The sequence below is a fragment of the Caballeronia sp. DA-9 genome (assembly GCF_051615025.1).
GTDB lineage: Bacteria > Pseudomonadota > Gammaproteobacteria > Burkholderiales > Burkholderiaceae > Caballeronia > Caballeronia sordidicola.
Genome location: NZ_CP195133.1, coordinates 709,162 through 727,269, shown reverse-complemented (window position 1 = coordinate 727,269; position 18,108 = coordinate 709,162). Strand labels below are relative to the sequence as shown.

Here is an 18,108-nt window from a genome sequence, read left to right as displayed (position 1 = left end):
TCGTTGATTCAGGGTTTCTTCGGGCTGCGCTCAGACTACGTTCAGGACTTCGTAGCATGCGCCCATGGTGTGATAGTCGACCTTGCCGGCCGGGCTTTTTTCGTCGCTGTACTTCGTGTTGTCGCGCGCAAGGATTCGATACCACGCGCCCCATTTATGGTCCACGAAATGCTCCCAGCTATAAGCCCACAAACGCTCGTAATCGCTCCAGTAGCGGGTTGCGGCGACTTCGTCGCCGTCGCGCCGGGCGCGGTCCGCGAGCAATGCGGCTGTTGCCAGTGATTCGGCCTGGACCCAGAAATACTTGTCCTCGTCGTAGAACTTGCCTTCAACGTCGAAGCCGTAAACCATGCCGCCATGCTCGTGGTCCCACGAGCGTTCCCTGGCTTGGTCGAAGAGTTCGCGGGCACGCTTCACATGCCACGCTTCCGGACGATGCCGGTCCAGGATCAGCAGGAGCTTCGCCCATTCCGTCTGATGGCCCGGCTGGAATCCCCACGGCCGGAAGATGTTGGTCTTGTCGCCCTTGTTGTATTCCCAGTCCACCGACCAGTCCGGCTTGTAGTGTTCCCACACGAGACCGCCCGCCAGCGCCGCCTGACGGTTCACCATGTTGTCCGCAAGGAGCGCGGCGCGATCGAGATAACGCTCGTCCTTCGACGCCTCGAACGCGGCGAGCATCGCCTCGCAGGCGTGCATGTTGGCGTTCTGCCCGCGATAGTCCGACACCACCCAGTCCGCGCTGGCTTCGTCCTTGTACAAGCCGTGCGCCGCGTCCCAGAAGCGCGTTTCCATAAGGTCCCACGTTTCTTCCAGGTACGCGCGCGCTTCTTCGAAGCCCGCTTCGAGCGCCTTCGCGTAGGCGAGCACGACGAATGCGAGACCGTAGCAATGATTGGTGCCGTCGGTGACTTCGCGGCCATCGAGCGTCCACGCATAACCGCCGGTTTCCGGGTTCCGATGAAACTCGCGCAGATATTCAATGCCATGCCGCACGCCGCCGCGATATTCATCGAGGCCGAAATGCTTGTACGCCATTGCATAGGTGAAAACGAACCGCGTGCTCGATACAAGATGCCGGGTCTGCCGATCGTAGATTGCGCCGTTGTCCTTGTAGAAATGGTAGAAACCGCCCGCCGGATCCATGCAATGCGGGTGATAGAACGTCATGGTGCGCAACGCGTGATCGAGCAGGAACTCGCGCGAGCGGAAATCGGGGAAAGGTGTCTGGGGCTTGGCGGTATCGGACATTTGTATGAGGTCTTCGTACTTCTTTAAGGACACGTGCGGCGATAGTTTAAGCGCAGGGCGCAATCGCGTTTTGCCACCCGCAAAAATCGCATGAAAAACCCGGCTGCAGCGGGTTTACCCCGTACGCCCGGCATGCTGTCGAAAAACGGACTATGCGCGGCCGCAGATAGCCATCATAACCACGCCTTGCATCGAGGCGCCCTCGTTCGCGCGACGCGAATCGTTCTTCGCCCGCCAGCCAACGCTTCGCCGTGGAAGACGCAATGTTAAGCCACACGCGCCATATCAGCCCGGCTAAGGGGGCCATACGCCAACGTCGACTTGTTCTTGCTTTTTATGCCGCTTACCTTGAATCCTCGAACAAGACGCCGGATCACGGCAACCAGATTGCATGGGACCGGAGTCAGCGCTGAAGAGCCGGCTCCGGTCGACAATGGAGACAGAAAAGACATGGCATCAAACCCGGTTCATCCGTGCGACGAACGCTTGCCCGCCGCCCAGTTGCTCACATTAGGCATACAGCATGTACTTGTGATGTACGCAGGCGCCGTCGCCGTGCCGCTGATTCTCGGCGCGGCGCTCAAGCTGCCAAAGGACCAGATCGCGTTCCTGATCAGCGCAGACCTGTTTTCGTGCGGCATCGCGACGTTGATCCAGACGCTCGGGCTATGGATCTTCGGCATCCGCCTGCCGGTCATCATGGGATGCACGTTCGCCGCCGTCGGGCCAATGGTCGCCATCGGCACGAATCCCGGCTTGGGCATTCTCGATATTTTTGGCGCGACGATCGCGGCGGGTGTGATCGGGATCTTTCTTGCGCCGATGATCGGAAAATTGCTGCGGTTCTTCCCGCCCGTGGTGGTCGGAACGGTGATCGCGGTGATCGGTTTGTCGCTGATGGGCGTGGGGATCAACTGGGCCGCCGGCGGTGTCGGAAATCCCGAATACGGCAACCCGGTCTATCTGCTGCTCGCGCTGGTCGTGCTCGTGCTGATCCTGCTGATCAACAAGTTCGGACGTGGTTTCATCGCGAATATTTCAGTGCTGCTGGGAATCGTGGCGGGATTCGCGATTGCCATGTCGCTGGGGCGCGTCGATCTGGACGGCGTGACGAGCGCGCCCTGGGTCGGCGTGGTCTTGCCGTTTCACTTCGGCCTGCCGCACTTCGACCCGCTTTCCATTGCGACCATGGTCATCGTCATGTTCGTCACCTTCATTGAATCGACGGGCATGTTCCTCGCCGTCGGCGACATGGTCGAGCGTCCCGTCGATCAGGATGCGCTGGTACGCGGCTTGAGAGTCGATGGACTCGGCACGCTGATCGGCGGGATTTTCAACTCGTTTCCGCACACATCGTTTTCGCAGAATGTCGGACTGATCGGCGTGACGGGCGTCAAAAGCCGCTTCGTCTGCGCGACGGGCGGCGTGATCCTCGTCGCGCTCGGGCTTTTTCCGAAGATGGCGCAAGTGGTGGCTTCGGTGCCGCCATTCGTGCTCGGCGGCGCTGGCATTGTCATGTTCGGGATGGTCGCGGCGAACGGAATCAAGGTATTGTCGAAGGTCGATTTCGTGAAGAATCACCACAACTTGTTTATCGTGGCGGTGAGTATCGGGCTGGGACTGGTGCCAGTCGTTGCGCCGAAGTTCTTCTCGCAGTTGCCGCACGCGCTCGAACCGATTCTGCACAGCGGGATTCTGCTCGCGTCGGTATCGGCGGTGCTGCTCAATATTGTGTTCAACGGGGTGAAGAAGGAACGCGATGCAACGTGCGCGATCCGGCACGCGGGGCGTGACTTCGATGGGACGGCGAAAGTGAAGCGGTGAGCCGGTGTGCGAGCTCATATCCGCCATAAAAAAAACCGCAGCCAAAGCTGCGGTTTTTCCAACCAATCCCAACAAGCGAATTACCCCGCCGATCCAACCGCTTTCCCTTCGGCATCGACTTGCGGTTTTGCAACGGGCATCAAATGCTGCACCGGCACGAGCTTCGCCGGTCCTGTCGAAACCGAACCCACGGTCGCAGCGGAAGCCGGAGCCGCCGTCGCAGGCGTCCCGATATCCCGGTAATCCGGTATCAAATCCGCTGGACGCGGCTGATCGCCCGCATGCTCGATCCACCCGCCGCCCAACTCACGATACAAATCCACGAGGTTGGTCGCCCGGTTCAGCCGCGCGGTAATCAACAATTGCTGCGCCGTGTACAAATCGTCCTGCGCCGTCAACACGGCAAGGTAGCTGTCCACGCCGTTGCGATAACGCAGATCCGACAATTCCAGCCGGCGCGACTGCGATTTCGTGAACGATTCGAGCGCTTCAATCTGCTGATCGTACGTACCGCGCGCCGCCAAACCGTCCGCCACTTCGCGGAACGCGGTCTGAATCGCCTTCTCGTAGTTCGCGATCTCAATACGCTTCTGAATCTGCGCAACATCGAGATTGGCAATGTTCGCACCGCCCTCGAAGATCGGAATCGAAATCTGCGGCGCGAACGACCACGCAGCCGAGCCCGGCTTGAACAATCCGCCAAGCGACGGCGACAACGTTCCGAAGCTTCCCGTCAGGGAAATCTTCGGGAAAAACGCCGCGCGCGCCGCACCGATGTTCGCGTTGGCCGCAAGCAGCGACTGCTCCGCCGACGCAATATCCGGACGCCGCACCAGCAGGTCGGACGGCAAGCCGGCAGGAATATCGGCGAGCAGGTTCTGGCTGTCGAGCGGCAAGCCGGCCGGCAGATCGGCCGGCAACGGCTCGCCGACCAGAAGCACCAGCGCATTTTCGGCCTGCGCCCGCAGGCGCATTTGCGACTGCAGGTTGGCAGCGGCCTGTTGCTGGACGCCCTGAGCCTGGCGCACATCGAGCTCGGAACCTACGCCGTTATCGAATTGCAGCTTCGTGATCCGATACGACTCGTCCGCTGTCTTCAGCGTATTGCGCGTGACGGTGAGCTGATCGTCTGCGGAAAGCATCGTCAGATATTGGTCGGCGACTTGCGAGACGAGCGAGATTTCCGCCGCCTTGCGCGTTTCCGCCAGCGCGAAATACTGCGCCAATGCCTGATCCTTCAAGCTTTGAATGCGCCCGAAGAAGTCGATTTCCCACGATGCATTCACGCCAACCGAATACTGGTTCGAGATCGTCTGATCGAAGAACGACAGATCCCTCGGCGTGCGCTGCTTCGTTTGCGAGCCGACTGCATCGAGTGTCGGAAACAGGCCCGCGCGCGTGATCTGATACTGCGCACGCGCGGACGCGACGTTGAGCATGGATACACGCAAATCGCGGTTGTTCTTCAGCGCAATTTCCACGATCCGCTGCAAGCGCGCATCGGCAAAGAAATCACGCCAGCCGATGTCCACCGCCGGCTTCGTTTCCGCGCTGCGGCCATTTGCGTCGCCCGAGGTCGCGCTCGGCTGCTTGTCGTAGACGCCGCCCTGCGGGAACGTCTGGTCGACGGGCGCGTCCGGGCGCACGTACTTCGGCGCCATGGTGCAGCCAGCCGCGAACAACGCCACCGCTGCTGCTATCAAGGAGTGTTTTAGCATCTCAGTTTCCTTCCTTGGCCGGAGCCGGCGTGCCGCCGTGGTCATGATGCGGCGTGCCCTTGTCATGGCTGATTCTGCTGATCACCACGAAGAACATCGGGATCATGAAAATAGCCAGGAAGGTCGCCGTCAACATCCCGCCGATCACGCCCGTACCAATCGCGTGCTGGCTCGCCGAGCCCGCGCCGTTACTGATCGCGAGCGGCAGCACGCCGAGAATAAACGCCAGCGACGTCATCAGGATCGGTCGCAACCGCAGACGCGCCGCTTCCATGGCCGCCTCGACCGTCGTGCGGCCCTGCGAGCGCAAGTCGCGTGCGAATTCCACGATCAGAATTGCGTTCTTCGCCGACAAACCCACCGTGGTCAACAAGCCGACCTGGAAGAACACGTCGTTTTCCAGTCCGCGCAAAGTCGCCGCGAGCAGCGCACCCAGAATACCGAGCGGCACCACCATGATCACCGAGAACGGAATCGACCAGCTTTCATACAGCGCCGCGAGACACAGGAACACGACGAGAATCGAGATGCCGTACAGAATCGGCGCCTGCGAACCCGACTGGCGTTCCTGCAGCGACAAGCCTGTCCATTCGTAGCCAATACCGGCCGGCAACTTCGCCGCCATGGCCTCGATAGCCGCCATGGCCTGCCCCGTCGACTTGCCCGGACCTGCCGCGCCCTGGATTTCGACCGCGGAAATACCGTTGTAGCGTTCGAGTTTCGGCGAACCGAAGATCCACTTGCCCGAGCCGAATGCGCCGAACGGCACCATGCCGCCGGAACTGTTGCGCACATACCAGTCGTTCAGGTCTTCCGGGTTCATGCGGAACTGCGCGTCGCCCTGAATGTAGACCTTCTTGATCCGGTTATCGACGTCGAGGAAGTTGTTCACATACGACGAACCCCACGCAATCGAGAACACATTGTCGATATCCGCTGGCGAAACACCCAGCGCACTCGCCTTCTCGCGGTCAATGTTCACCTTGAACTGCGGTGTATCGTTCAAGCCGTTCGGACGAACCTGCGCAACCGTCGGATCCTTCGCAGCCATGCCCAGCAACATGTTGCGCGCCTGGATCAGCGCGTCGTGCCCGACACCCGAGCGATCCTCCAGCTCGAAGTCGAAGCCCGAAGCCGTGCCGAGTTCGGGGATGGACGGCGGATTCACCGGAATGACCATCGCGTCCTTGTAGCTCGCGAAGTGCCCGAACATGCGTCCAACGAGCGCGCCCACCTTCTGGTCCGCGTGCTGCCGCTCCCCGTAATCCTTCATCCGCACGAACACGAGACCGGAGTTCTGGCCGCGGCCTGCAAAGCTGAAGCCGTTCACGGTGAACACGGCATCCACGATGTCTTTCTGGTCTTTCAGCAGCCAGTCGGAGATATCGGCGAGAACCTTGGCCGTGCGTTCCTGCGTCGAGCCTGCCGGCGCCTGGACGATCACGAACATGGTGCCCTGGTCTTCGTCAGGCAGGAACGACTTCGGCAGGCGCACGAACAGGAAACCCACCGCGACGATCACGACGAGATAGATCACAAGCCAGCGGCCCGAGCGCTTGATCACGTGCTCCACGCCGCTGTGGTACTTGTCCTGGCTCTTCGTGAACGTCCGGTTGAACCAGCCGAAGAAACCCTTCTTCTCGACGTGATGGTCTTTGTCGATAGGCTTCAGGATCGTCGCGCACAAGGCCGGCGTCAGGATCAACGCGGTGAGCACGGACAAGATCATGGCCGCAACAATCGTCAGCGAGAACTGGCGATAAATCGCGCCCACCGATCCACCCGAGAACGCCACCGGCACGAACACGGCCGAGAGCACGAGCGCCACGCCGACCAGCGCGCCGGTAATCTGGTCCATGGCCTTGCGGGTCGCCTCCTTCGGAGACAGTCCCTCCTCGGCCATCACCCGCTCGACGTTTTCCACCACCACGATTGCATCGTCCACCAGCAAGCCGATGGCGAGCACCAGCCCGAACATGGACAGCGTGTTGATGGAGAATCCGACCAGGCCCATCACCGCGAACGTACCCAGCAGCACCACCGGCACGGCGATCGTCGGGATCAGCGTGGCCCGCAGGTTCTGCAGGAACAGGTACATGACCAGGAACACCAGCACGATACCTTCGATCAGCGTCTTGACCACTTCTTCAATGGACAGCCTCACGAACGGCGTGGTGTCGTACGGATACTTCACGACCAGGCCCGGCGGGAAATACTTCGACAGGTCGTCGATCTTCGCGCGCACCAGTTTCGCCGTGTTGAGCGCGTTGGCGCCCGTGGCGAGCTGAATACCGAAGCCGGCGGTCGGCTGACCGTTGTACTTCGTGTCGAAGTTGTAGTTTTCACCGCCCAGCTCGATTCGCGCCACGTCCTTGATGCGCACTTGCGAACCGTCTGCATTGACCTTCAGCAGGATGTTGCCAAACTGCTCGGGCGTTTGCAGCAGCGTGGCTTCCGTGATGGTCGCCTGCAGCATCTGGCCCGGCACGGCAGGCGTGCCGCCCAGTCCGCCGCCCGCGACCTGCACGTTCTGGTTCGCTACGGCGTTCTTGACATCGATTGGCGTTAGCTGGAAGTTGTTCAGCTTGGTCGCGTCCAGCCAGATCCGCATGGCGAATTGCGAGCCAAACAGCGTGACCGTACCCACCCCGTCAATACGGCTGACCGGATCCTGAATCTTCGATGCCACGTAGTTCGCGAGGTCATAACGGCCCATGCTGCCGTCGGTGGACACGAACGCCATCACCACCAAAAAGCTGCTGCTCGACTTCGTCACCTTGGTGCCGAGCTGCTGCACGGCTTGAGGCAGGAGCGGCGTTGCGAGCTGCAGCTTGTTTTGCACCTGGACCTGAGCAATGTCAGGGTTGGTGCCGGCGGCGAACGTCAGCGTGATGGTGGCCGTGCCGGAGTCGTCGCTGGTCGAAGACAGGTACAGCAAGTGATCGAGGCCGCTCATCTGCTGCTCGATCACCTGCGTCACCGTGTTTTCGACGGTCGTAGCCGACGCGCCCGGGTAGGTGGCACTGATCTGAATGGCTGGCGGCGCGATCGTCGGGTACTGCGCGATCGGCAAGGTGAAGATCGAAGCGATCCCCGCCAGCATCAGAATAATCGCGATCACCCATGCAAAAATCGGGCGATCGATAAAGAACTTTGCCATGAAACAGGCTCCCTGTTATTCCGTCGATTGCGCCTGATTACGCACCTGAAGCTGCGGAAGCTGCCGCCGGAGCCGGACTGCTCGAAGCCGCCGCGCTGCTCGCGCCGGCAGCCGCCGGAGCCGAACCCGCGTCAGCGCCTGAAGCGCCTTGGGCGCCTGGCGGCGGCAGTTGCGCGTCGACCGGCTTGACAGTCGAACCCGGCCGCGCCTTGTCCGTGCCCTGCACGATCACGCGGTCGCCCGGATTCAGGCCGCTGTCGACCACCCAGCCCGAGCCGAACGTTCCGGAAGTCACCAACTGGCGCAGCGCCACCTTGTTGTCGGGTCCGACCACGAGCGCCGTGGGCTGGCCCTTCTGGTCATGCGTCACGCCGACTTGGGGCACCACGAGCGCCTTGTTGTTCACGCCTTCGTCAATCCGCGCACGCACGAACATGCCCGGCAACAGCACGCGGTCCTTGTTCGGGAAAATCGCGCGCACGGTCACGGAACCCGTGCCCTGATCGACGCTTACGTCGGAGAATTGCAACTTGCCCTGTTCCGAATACGTGCGGCCGTCTTCCAGGATCAGCGAGACCTTGGCGGCGTTCGGGCCACCGGTCTGCAGGCGGCCTTCCTGAATGTCGCGGCGCAGCTTGAGGCCGTCCACGCTCGATTGCGTCAGGTCAACGTAGACCGGGTCCAGTTGCTGGACTGTCGTAAGCAGCGTGGCCGCGCTCGCCTGTACATACGCGCCCGGCGTGACCTGCGACAAGCCGATGCGGCCCGTAATGGGCGACACCACATCCGTATAGCCCAGGTTGATCTGGGCGGTATCGACGGCAGCTTTGCCCGACGCCACGTCCGCCGCAGCCTGGCCTTGTGTTGCCACGGCGTTGTCGTAGTCCTGCTTGCTGACCGCATTGGCCGCGACGAGGATCTTGAAGCGCGCCGCCTGGGCGTTTTGCGTCACGACGTTGGCTTGCGCCTTCGCGAGCGTCGCCTTGGCCGTGTTCAGCGACGCAATGAACGGCGCGGGATCGATCTTGTAAAGACGCTGCCCCGCCTTCACATCCGAACCTTCAGTGAATTCGCGGCGCAGCACGATGCCGTCGACCCGCGCGCGCACCTGGGCGACGAGAAACGCGCTCGTACGGCCCGGCAATTCGCTCACGACAGGAACGGTGGTCGGCTGGACGGTAACAACGCCGACTTCGGGCGTCTGGGGCGGCGGTGCTGATTGTTTTTGTCCGCAGGCTGCAAGGATTAGGGCAGCCGTCGCGGCACTGATTAAGCGGAATGGAACCCGTTCGACGCGCATGGAGCGACCTCTGTCAAAGACTGAGATTGAAATAAGTGCGCGGCCACCCTTCCTGCAGGCGATCCGCAACAAGCGTCTTGAGACGCAAACCAGTAGCCATTGGGCGTAAAAACCAGTGCCCCGATCAACATTCGTGTTCCGCGCCGGGCGTCGTCTATGTCGTGCGACTGCCGCTTGTCTGGCCTGGGATTGGCCTTGCGGACGGGCGGCGGCTGAAAGCTGTGTCGGATATTAACCGGTCAATGCGGCTTGGGCTATCGTTGGACGGATGGTATTGTATATACATTCACGAATGAACGTAAAAGAGACGATCGTACGTGAACACGAGCAGCGCGAGAGGAATCGTCTCGAAGCGTCGAAGCGGGATAAACAAATATGTGACGTCGCTGCGGGATAATGTAAGAAAGCGTCGAACCTTGGCGCACGGGCAGGCAAGCTGGAACTAACGAAATAATGGTCCGACGAACGAAGGAAGAAGCGGCGGAAACGCGCAACGGCATTCTGGATGCAGCCGAGCGCGTGTTCTTCGAGAAAGGCGTGTCCCGCACAACGCTGGCCGACATCGCGCTCGAAGCCGGCGTGACGCGCGGCGCCATTTACTGGCATTTTGCCAACAAGGGCGATCTTTTCACCGCCATGTTCGACCGCAGCCTGTTACCGCTCGATGAACTGGTGGAAGCAACGCTCGACACGAAAGAGCCCGATCCGCTCGGCCGGATGCGCGACATCTTCATCTGGTGCATGCGCAACATTGCGCTCGACGAACAGCGGCGGCGTGTCTTCGACATCCTGTTTTTGAAGTGCGAATTCGTGGAAGACATGGGTCCGGTGCGCGAGCGCCATCAGACCAACATACGCGAGGGAAAGGAGAGGATCGAGCGCGGGCTGTTGAACGCGATCGATAAAGGCCAGTTGCCGGCGAGGCTCGACACGCATCACGCCACGGTCATCCTGCACGCGCTGTTCACGGGCATTCTCTACGATTCGCTGATGTGGCCGGAGAGCATCGACCTCAGGAACGAATCGGAAAGGCTGATCGACTCCTGTTTCGACGTCATGCGTTACAGCCCGTCCATGCTGCGCCGGGGCGAATAGATCCGGCGCTATTGCAGACCGTAGTGCTGCGCGAGAAACAGGAAGAGCGCGACGCAACCGAGCATGGCGGCCCACGCCCAAGCAGGCAAGCTATGCGGATGATGCCGCGGCGCGTGACCGTGCAGCCTCTGCCGCAAGACCCCGCCGATAGCATCCGCGGCGGCTGCGCGTGACTTCTGCGCCGCAGCGGAGGCCGGACGCGCGAACGCCGCCGACATGGCGATGGGTCTCAGGAATACGTGCCGCCGCGAAATGGCCGCGTCCGGCATCTGCAACGCGGGATGGCCATGCTTCGCACGCACCACTTCGCAAAACTCGGCGAAAAAATCATCGGCTACTTCGCGCAGCGCGTTCTCGATCTGACGCGGCGGCAAACTCGCGAGCGGCCCGGAAAGCGTCGCCCATACCGTGTATTCAATCCATGTCGATTCGCCGTTCGCGTCCGGAATCAACGCGACCGCAATTTGTCCGCGCAACGACCCCACGCCTTCGCCGCGCGCCTTGAAGCTCAGGGTCTGCGCGTCGACTTCGCCCTCGGACCCGTCGTGTCGCGGCAGGCGGCGCGCCTCGGCCACGTGCGCGCGGATCACGTAGCGCGAGCGCAGCGCACCGAGTGGCACGGTCAGCGCGAGAATGTACTCGCCGCCGGCCAGACGCAAAAGCGATTCGCAGTTATCGATGCTCGCACGCACCAGCGCCAGGTCGCCCAACGCCTCGCGCACCAGGCCAGGGGCGAGCGGAATGCGTAAAGCGTCGGCGACTTCCATTACGACCTCCCCTGAATCTCACGCATTGCGTTCGTATTGGCCCGGCGGTTTTTCAATCGGATATCAGGTAATCAAGTGCCCGACGTTTCATCGATACGATCGACGCGGGTGGGATAAAACGCCAGATAACACTTGATCTGCGCCACGCTTTCCAAAGGCTCCTCGTAGCTCCAGACCGCGTTTTCGATCGGACCTTCTTCTGTGAGCAAGTGGTAGTACGTGGCTTCGCCCTTGTACGGGCAGTGCGAGGTATGCGTGGATTTGGCAAGGCGCGCCATGTTGACGTCGCCGCGCGGGAAATAATGCACCGGATCATGCCCGGTTTCGGCAAGGGTCAAAGCCGCCCGGGTGTCCGCGAACGTCACGCCCTGATGAATCACGCGATGCCGCCGCGTGTTCAGCGAAATGTCAATGTGATGGGTTTCGGTGTTCATTGTGCGCTCCCGGCTTCATGCATGTCTTCATGCCATTCCATGCGGTTTCCACACTATTTCCATATGGGACATTGAACTGCGCCGTCGTGCAGCAACGCGCAACGCCCGCGCAAAAAAACCACGGGCTTTCCGGGACCCGTGGCTTTCATTATGAGACAACTCCGGGGGAGTTGTGCAAGCGTTGTGCGCGGGTTTATGTCCCGCACCACACAGCATGCGGTAGCGTCCGGCAGTTTGTTCCGGTTATTGAGACAATTACTGAGTTGACCAGTGGAATGCCGCCTTGGCCTTGCCGTTTCCAGCCACCGTCACTGCTTGTTTCTTCTCGGAGTCCTTGTACTTGGCGTAGACCGTGTAACGTCCCGGCGGCAGCTTCACGAGCATGTAAGGGCCCATTGCGTCGGTTTTGAGCACGTCGGCGTTTTTCTCGTCGGTAATGCGAACGTGGACGTCGGAGAGATAATCTGCTGTCGGTCCCGTGAAACGCAATGACAGCGGCCAGTGCGCCTGTTCGCGAATCAGCGCATGCGATTCGTCGAGCCCCACGCCGCCCGACGTGTACGATACGTTCCCCTGCGTCTGGACTTGCGGCAAACCGCCGCCGTTCGTGTTGCCGGCGCTGCTCATGTCGCTGGTGTCGGCGCTGGATGCCTGCGCAAATGCGCCGCCCGCCACACCAAACGTCATGGCGGCTGCGAGCACCGCAATCGATACTTTTTTCAAGCCGGAATGGCTGTGCTTCGATACTGTGTAAGTCGTCGCTGCTTTCGTCGTCTTGGTCATCTGTTCAGCTCCTGGTGGACTTCAGACGCCTTCATCGGCGTTGCGGGTTCTGATTGCGGCCCCGCACCGGTCTGTCGATTACTTTCAGACATTCCGGGCGCGAGCAGCATCTCAACAGACGAATCAGCACAGTTCGTGCCCGTATCCCTCCCTATTTTCCGGGCCGCTGCGCCGCAGCCCGGAGATTACGCTTCAGCCCAGATCCACCGGCACGAAGATCTGCGCATCGTCGCGCTGGATCAACAACGCGATGCTGTCGCCGGCATTCTTGACCATCGTCTTCAATTGCTGCACGGTCGTGACCGGCTGGCCATTGACCGCGAGGATCACGTCGCCGGCCTGAATGCCCGCGCTTTCCGCCGCGCCGCCCGCCTGCTGAACCAGCAGGCCACGCGAGAGGGAGGCGCTCTGCTTTTCTTCAGGCGTCAGCGGACGCACCGCCACGCCCAGACGCGTGTCTTGCGAGGCCGACTCGTTTTTGTCCGCGCCGGCCGCACTCGCAGTCTTCGCGTCGTTAAGCGCGCCCACGGTCACCGTCAGGTCCTTCGTGCTCTTGTCGCGCCAGACCTGAATCCTGGCCGTGCTTCCTGGCGGCAAACCCGCGACTTGCGACGGCAGCGCGTTCGAGTCCGCGACAGCAAGGCCATTCAGCGACAGGATCACGTCGCCAGGTTCAATACCGGCCTTCGCCGCGGGACCGCCCGGTTCAACCGAGCTCACCAACGCGCCGTTCGAGTTCTGCATGCCGAACGACTTCGCGAGCGTCTGGTTCATGCCCTGCACCGTTACGCCGAGACGGCCGCGATCCACGTGTCCCGTTTTGATCAACGCATCCTTGACCTTGATCGCTTCATTGATCGGGATAGCAAACGAAAGCCCCTGGAAGCCGCCGGTCTGCGAATAGATCATGGAGTTGATGCCGATCACTTCGCCTTGCAGGTTGAAAAGCGGTCCGCCCGAATTCCCCGGATTCACCGGCACGTCGGTCTGGATGAACGGCGTGTAGTTCTCGTTGGGCAGCGAACGCGATTTCGCGCTGATGATGCCGGAGGTCACGGTGTTATCGAAACCGTAAGGCGAGCCGATCGCGACCACCCACTGGCCGACCTTGCTGCCGTTCGGGTCGCCGATCTTTACCACGGGAAGACTCTTGGCATCGATCTTCAGCACAGCGACGTCCGACTGCTTGTCCGCGCCGACGACCTTCGCGCGGTATTCGCGTTTGTCGGTGGTTTTCACTGTGACGACATTCGCGCCGTCGACCACATGCGCGTTGGTCAGGATATAGCCATCGCTGCTCACGATGAAACCCGAGCCAAGGCTTTCGCTGGGGGTATCGGAGGCGTTCGGGCCATTGCCGTCGCCACCCATGCCGGGCACGCCGTTACCGTAAAAGTGCTTGAAGAACTGATAAAACGGGTCGCTAGGATCGATCGGCAATTGCGGATTGCCGCCGTTCGCTCCGCCGTTCATTCCGCCGTTCATGCCACGCCGCGCCGCAGTCTTCACAACATGCTTCGCGCTGATATTGACGACCGCCGGGCCATAGGTTTCCACCAGACCGGAGAAATCGGGAATGCCGGTCTTGGCGGCGGCTTCGGCGGGCATCATCGCGGCTTGCGCCGGCGTGATGACCTGGGGCGCGGCAACGTTATGGTTACCTGCCACATAACCCGCCGACAAAGCGACGGCAACGGCTACCGCAACGGCGCTGCGGGTCAGTATCTTCGATTTCATCGTGTGCTCCTCAGGGATGCGCTTCATGATGAAACGAAGCGTACGGGACGCCGCTTAAAGGTTACTTAAAGCCAAGAATTCAGACTGAATTGAAGCGGATCGATACCAGCAGGCCGCCGCTTTTCGATTCCGCCAGCGCCACCTTCGCGCCATGCTGCTCGGCGATCCTGCGCACGATGGCCAAGCCCAGCCCGCTGCCCGCCACGTCCGTGCGTGCGCGGTCGGCGCTCGCGCCCACGCGATAAAACCGGTCGAACACGCGCTCGCGCTCCTCGGCGGGAATACCGGGGCCGTTATCGGAGATTTCGACCACCGGATCGCCCTCGGCGACGCGCAGGCAGACGTCGACACGGCCGCCATCGGGCGTGTATTTCGTGGCGTTATCGATGAGATTGTTGAACATCACGCGCAATGCGTTCTGGTCGCCCATGACGGTTGCCGCCTCGCTCGCTTCGATGCCCAGGTCCACGCCGCGCTGCTGCGCCACCAGCACCGACGCGCCAACGCATTCATCGAGCAGCGCGTGCAGATCGACGAGCGCGGTCGCGTTCTTGCCATCGGGCTCCGAGCGTGCAAGCGCAAGCAGTTGTTCAGCCAGGCGCGTGGCGCGCGTAATGCCGGCCTGCAAGTCGTCGAGCGCTTCCTTGCGCGACGCGTCGTCCTTCGCGCGCGCGACGAGTTGCGACTGGATCTGCACGGCGGCAAGCGGCGTGCGAAGTTCGTGTGCGGCATCGGCGACGAAGGCCTTTTGTGTATCGAGCGCGGTCGCGAGGCGGTCGAGCAATGCGTTCAGCGCGCGCACGACCGGCACGACTTCCTGAGGCAGGCGGTTATCCGGAAGATGTTCGAGCGCTTCCGGATGACGCGTGTCGAGCGCGCGCGTCACGCGCTGCAACGGCATCAAACCACGCCCGACGATAATCCATATCGCCATGCCAAGCAGCGGCAGCAGCAGCACGAGCGGCCACAAGGTACGCCACGCAACGCCCGCCGCAAGCCGGTTGCGGATGGACAGCGGCTGCGCGAGCTGCACGACGTTATCCCCGACAATCGCGCTATATACACGCCATTCGCCGCGTGCGGTGGCTTCGGTGGAAAAACCGAGTTCCGCATGCGGTGCAAGAGGCACGCGCGGATGCGAGTAGTACATCAGTACGCCGTTGCGATTCCAGATCTGGATCACGACGCCTTCGTCGCTGTCGCTGCGGGATTGCAGCACCGACGAAAACGGTTCCGATGGCAACGCCGCCGCGATCTGTTCAAGCTGATAGTCGAAGAGTTCGTTGGCTTCGGCGAGCGCCTGCCGGTAGATCAGCCAGCCCGCAAACCCCACGCCCACGATAACCAGCGCCAGCAGCCACACCAGCAGTTGGCGGCGAATTGAATGCATCAGGCTTCCTTCGACACCATATAGCCGAGGCCGCGGACGTTGCGGATGAGATCGGGTCCGAGCTTTTTGCGCAGCGAATGAATGTAGACCTCGACCGTATTGCTGCCGATTTCCTCGCCCCAGCCGTAGATTTTTTCTTCGAGCTGGCTTTTGGACAGGACTGCGCCCGGGCGCGCCATGAGCGCTTCGAGCAGCGCGAACTCGCGGGCGGAAAGCGCGACAGCATTGCCCTCAAGCGTGACCTGATGACCCACGGGGTCGAGCGTCAGCGCGCCATGGCGAATAAGCGAGTCGCCACGGCCCGCGTGGCGGCGGATCAGCGCGCGCATGCGGGCGCCGAGTTCATCGAGATCGAAGGGTTTGACGAGGTAGTCGTCCGCGCCGGCGTCCAGGCCCTTGACCCGGTCGGCAATGGAATCGCGGGCTGTCACGATCAGGACTGGAAGCGCGTTGCCTTTGGCGCGCAAGCTTTTGAGGACGTCGAGGCCATCGCGCTTTGGAAGGCCCAGGTCGAGCAGCATCAGGTCGTAAGGTTCCCCGCCAACAGCCGTGAGCGCCGCTTCGCCGTCCTGCACCCAGTCCACTGCGAAACCGTCGCTCCGTAGCGCCTTGCGCACGCCCTCGGCAATCATTCTGTCGTCTTCAACTAGCAGGATTCGCATGATTCGCTCTGCGGCTCTAAGCTTGGCGACCTCGCGGCCCGGACGTTCATTCTAGCCGGGACAGGCTGGGCGGGGCTTAAACGGGGCTTAAGCAAAATGAATGCAGCCGGACGGGCGTTTTTCGATGCGCCTTGGCTCAGCGGCTCACGTTGGCGATAACGCCGAAAGCCGCGGAATTAACAATCGTAATCACGAGCGCCTCTACAATACCGGCACTCCGCAAAACCGCAGCAGAACACGATCCGAACACATGCACAGAGCACCATCGCAGAACTCAATCATTTCTTTCGGCAGACGTTGGCGTTTTTTTACGGCGCTTGCCGTGGCCTTATCGGCGCTGGGTGTTTCAATATCCGCTCCCGCCGAAGCCCGTAGCGGCAATGGATCGACCGCCGAGTCTCAAAAACAGACGTCAAGACAAGCGGGGAAACCGTCCGTAAAACGCGCGGCCGCCAAGGCTGCGGCGAGGAACAACTTCCAGCGCGTCGCGGTCCCGGCGGGTCCGCTTCCGCCCACGGTCATGGCGGCGCTCGCGCGTGCGCACGTGCCGCTTTCGTCCGTGAGCGTGGTGGTCGAGCGCATTGGCAGCGCCGGCGTGCCGCTCGTGGCGCTTAATGCGAACCAGCCGATGATGCCCGCGTCCACCATGAAGCTCGTCACGACCTACACGGGCTTGTCGCTGCTCGGACCGGACTATCGCTGGAAAACGACCGCCTACGCCGACGGCGAAGTCGATACCAACGGCATCCTCCACGGCAATCTCTACATCCAGGGCACGGGCGACCCCAAACTCGTGCCGGAAGAGCTGATCGACCTGGTGAACCAGATCCGCCGCAACGGCATTGCCGGAATCGACGGCGCGCTGGTGCTGGACAAACGTTATTTCGATCCATCCACGCGCGATCTCCCCGCCTTCGACGCCGATGAAACCGCGCCCTACAACGTCGGCCCGGACCCGCTCCTGTACGCGTTCAAGTCGCTGTCGTTCACATTGACGCCGAATCCGGAAGGCGGCGTTTCCATCGACGTGTTGCCGCAACTGGCACAGCTTCAGATCGATAACGAACTGCGCGTAACGCGCGGCGCGTGCGCGGGAACATTGCCCGCGGCGTCGCCGAGCGTGGCGCAAACGTCGGGCGGGTTCGTGCAGGCGTCGTTTGTTGGCGACTATCCGCTGCGCTGCGGCTCGCGCACGATCAACGTCGCCGCGCTCGATCACTCCACGTTCTTCGCGGGCGGTTTCCTTGCGTTATGGAAACAGGCGGGTGGCACCTTTGCCGGCGTGACGCGCGAAGGTCCCACGCCTGCCAGCGCACGTCTGGTCGGCACGCATCGCAGCCCGGTGCTGTCGGACATCGTTCGGGACATCAACAAGTTCAGCAACAACGTGATGGCGCGCAATCTGTTCCTGACCATTGGCGCCGCAACCGGAAAACCGCCCGCGACCACGCAGAAGTCGGCGGCGGCAATTACCGCGTTCCTGCATAGAAGCGCATTGCCCATGTCCGGTCTTTATCTCGATAACGGTTCGGGCCTGTCGCGCGAAGAACACATCACCGCGCAGTCGCTCGCCGATCTGCTGACCGCCGCCAACTCGAGCCCGGTCGCGCAGGTCTTCACGGAATCCCTGCCCATTGCCGGCGTGGACGGCACCATGCGCAACCGCCTGACGAACGCGGGCGCGCTCGGCAACGCGCACATCAAGACGGGTACGTTGCGCGATGTTCGGGCAATTGCAGGGTACGTGGGCGCGGCGAACGGCGAGAGCTACGTGGTGGTGAGCTTCATCAACGACCCGCGTTCGGAAGCGGCGCGCGCCGCCCACGATGCGTTGCTCGAATGGGTGTACGAAGGCGCGCGCCGCACGGGATCGATGGAATAAAACCGGCCTGGAACCCACTCTGGCACCGTCCGCAAGCACAGGGAAACCCTCGTAGGAAACATCTCAAAATCTTGCAAAAGATTCGGTAAGCTATTGCCACGCAAG

13 protein-coding genes are annotated in these 18,108 nt (G+C 61.7%); 3 read left to right on the top strand and 10 right to left on the bottom strand.

The window, feature by feature from the left end:
* Positions 1–30: 30 nt before the first annotated feature.
* Complete coding sequence (locus ACRWA7_RS19470; RefSeq protein ID WP_438395557.1) at positions 31–1,251, bottom strand: AGE family epimerase/isomerase; 1,221 nt, start codon at positions 1,249–1,251, stop codon at positions 31–33.
* A 450-nt stretch (positions 1,252–1,701) separates the two neighbouring features.
* Here ACRWA7_RS19470 and ACRWA7_RS19465 point away from each other — a divergent pair, with 450 nt between their 5' ends.
* A complete protein-coding gene (locus tag ACRWA7_RS19465; RefSeq protein ID WP_438395555.1) occupies positions 1,702–3,075 on the top strand; it encodes a nucleobase:cation symporter-2 family protein in 1,374 nt (457 codons plus the stop codon).
* A gap of 80 nt (positions 3,076–3,155) precedes the next feature.
* On the opposite strand, the gene ACRWA7_RS19460 is transcribed toward ACRWA7_RS19465, so the two are convergent.
* Genes ACRWA7_RS19460 through ACRWA7_RS19450 form a run of 3 tightly spaced genes read right to left on the bottom strand, consistent with a single transcriptional unit; the run spans position 3,156 to position 9,253 of the window.
* A complete protein-coding gene (locus ACRWA7_RS19460; RefSeq protein ID WP_438395554.1) occupies positions 3,156–4,793 on the bottom strand; it encodes an efflux transporter outer membrane subunit in 1,638 nt (545 codons plus the stop codon).
* Between the two features lies 1 nt (position 4,794).
* Positions 4,795–7,953 carry an efflux RND transporter permease subunit gene (locus tag ACRWA7_RS19455; RefSeq protein ID WP_060857005.1) on the bottom strand — a complete coding sequence of 1,053 codons (3,159 nt, stop codon included), beginning with the start codon at positions 7,951–7,953 and terminating at the stop codon, positions 4,795–4,797.
* Positions 7,954–7,990: 37 nt separating this feature from the next.
* Complete coding sequence (locus ACRWA7_RS19450) at positions 7,991–9,253, bottom strand: efflux RND transporter periplasmic adaptor subunit (RefSeq protein WP_060857072.1); 1,263 nt, start codon at positions 9,251–9,253, stop codon at positions 7,991–7,993.
* A 453-nt stretch (positions 9,254–9,706) separates the two neighbouring features.
* Between ACRWA7_RS19450 and ACRWA7_RS19445 the strand changes: the two genes are divergently transcribed.
* Positions 9,707–10,348 (top strand): TetR family transcriptional regulator, encoded by a 642-nt coding sequence (locus ACRWA7_RS19445; protein ID WP_060857004.1) that lies wholly within the window; start codon positions 9,707–9,709, stop codon positions 10,346–10,348.
* Positions 10,349–10,356: 8 nt separating this feature from the next.
* Here ACRWA7_RS19445 and ACRWA7_RS19440 read toward each other — a convergent pair whose 3' ends face one another.
* The 6 genes from ACRWA7_RS19440 to ACRWA7_RS19415 form a co-directional block, all read right to left on the bottom strand.
* Positions 10,357–11,115 carry a CoxG family protein gene (locus tag ACRWA7_RS19440; RefSeq protein ID WP_060857003.1) on the bottom strand — a complete coding sequence of 253 codons (759 nt, stop codon included), beginning with the start codon at positions 11,113–11,115 and terminating at the stop codon, positions 10,357–10,359.
* A gap of 71 nt (positions 11,116–11,186) precedes the next feature.
* Positions 11,187–11,549 (bottom strand): DUF427 domain-containing protein, encoded by a 363-nt coding sequence (locus ACRWA7_RS19435; RefSeq protein WP_060857002.1) that lies wholly within the window; start codon positions 11,547–11,549, stop codon positions 11,187–11,189.
* Between the two features lie 255 nt (positions 11,550–11,804).
* Complete coding sequence (locus ACRWA7_RS19430) at positions 11,805–12,236, bottom strand: hypothetical protein (protein WP_060857071.1); 432 nt, start codon at positions 12,234–12,236, stop codon at positions 11,805–11,807.
* Between the two features lie 288 nt (positions 12,237–12,524).
* Positions 12,525–14,069, bottom strand: coding sequence for a DegQ family serine endoprotease (locus ACRWA7_RS19425; protein ID WP_438395552.1), 1,545 nt, complete (start codon positions 14,067–14,069; stop codon positions 12,525–12,527).
* Between the two features lie 79 nt (positions 14,070–14,148).
* On the bottom strand, positions 14,149–15,459 hold the full coding sequence (locus ACRWA7_RS19420) for an ATP-binding protein (protein WP_438395551.1): 1,311 nt from the start codon (positions 15,457–15,459) through the stop codon (positions 14,149–14,151).
* Positions 15,459–16,121, bottom strand: a complete 663-nt coding sequence (locus ACRWA7_RS19415) for a response regulator (protein WP_060856999.1) — start codon at positions 16,119–16,121, stop codon at positions 15,459–15,461. The genes ACRWA7_RS19420 and ACRWA7_RS19415 overlap by 1 nt, the downstream gene beginning before the upstream one ends.
* A gap of 250 nt (positions 16,122–16,371) precedes the next feature.
* On the opposite strand from ACRWA7_RS19415, the gene dacB reads away from it, so the two are divergent.
* Complete coding sequence (gene dacB, locus ACRWA7_RS19410) at positions 16,372–18,003, top strand: D-alanyl-D-alanine carboxypeptidase/D-alanyl-D-alanine endopeptidase (protein WP_438395549.1); 1,632 nt, start codon at positions 16,372–16,374, stop codon at positions 18,001–18,003.
* Positions 18,004–18,108 lie beyond the last annotated feature (105 nt).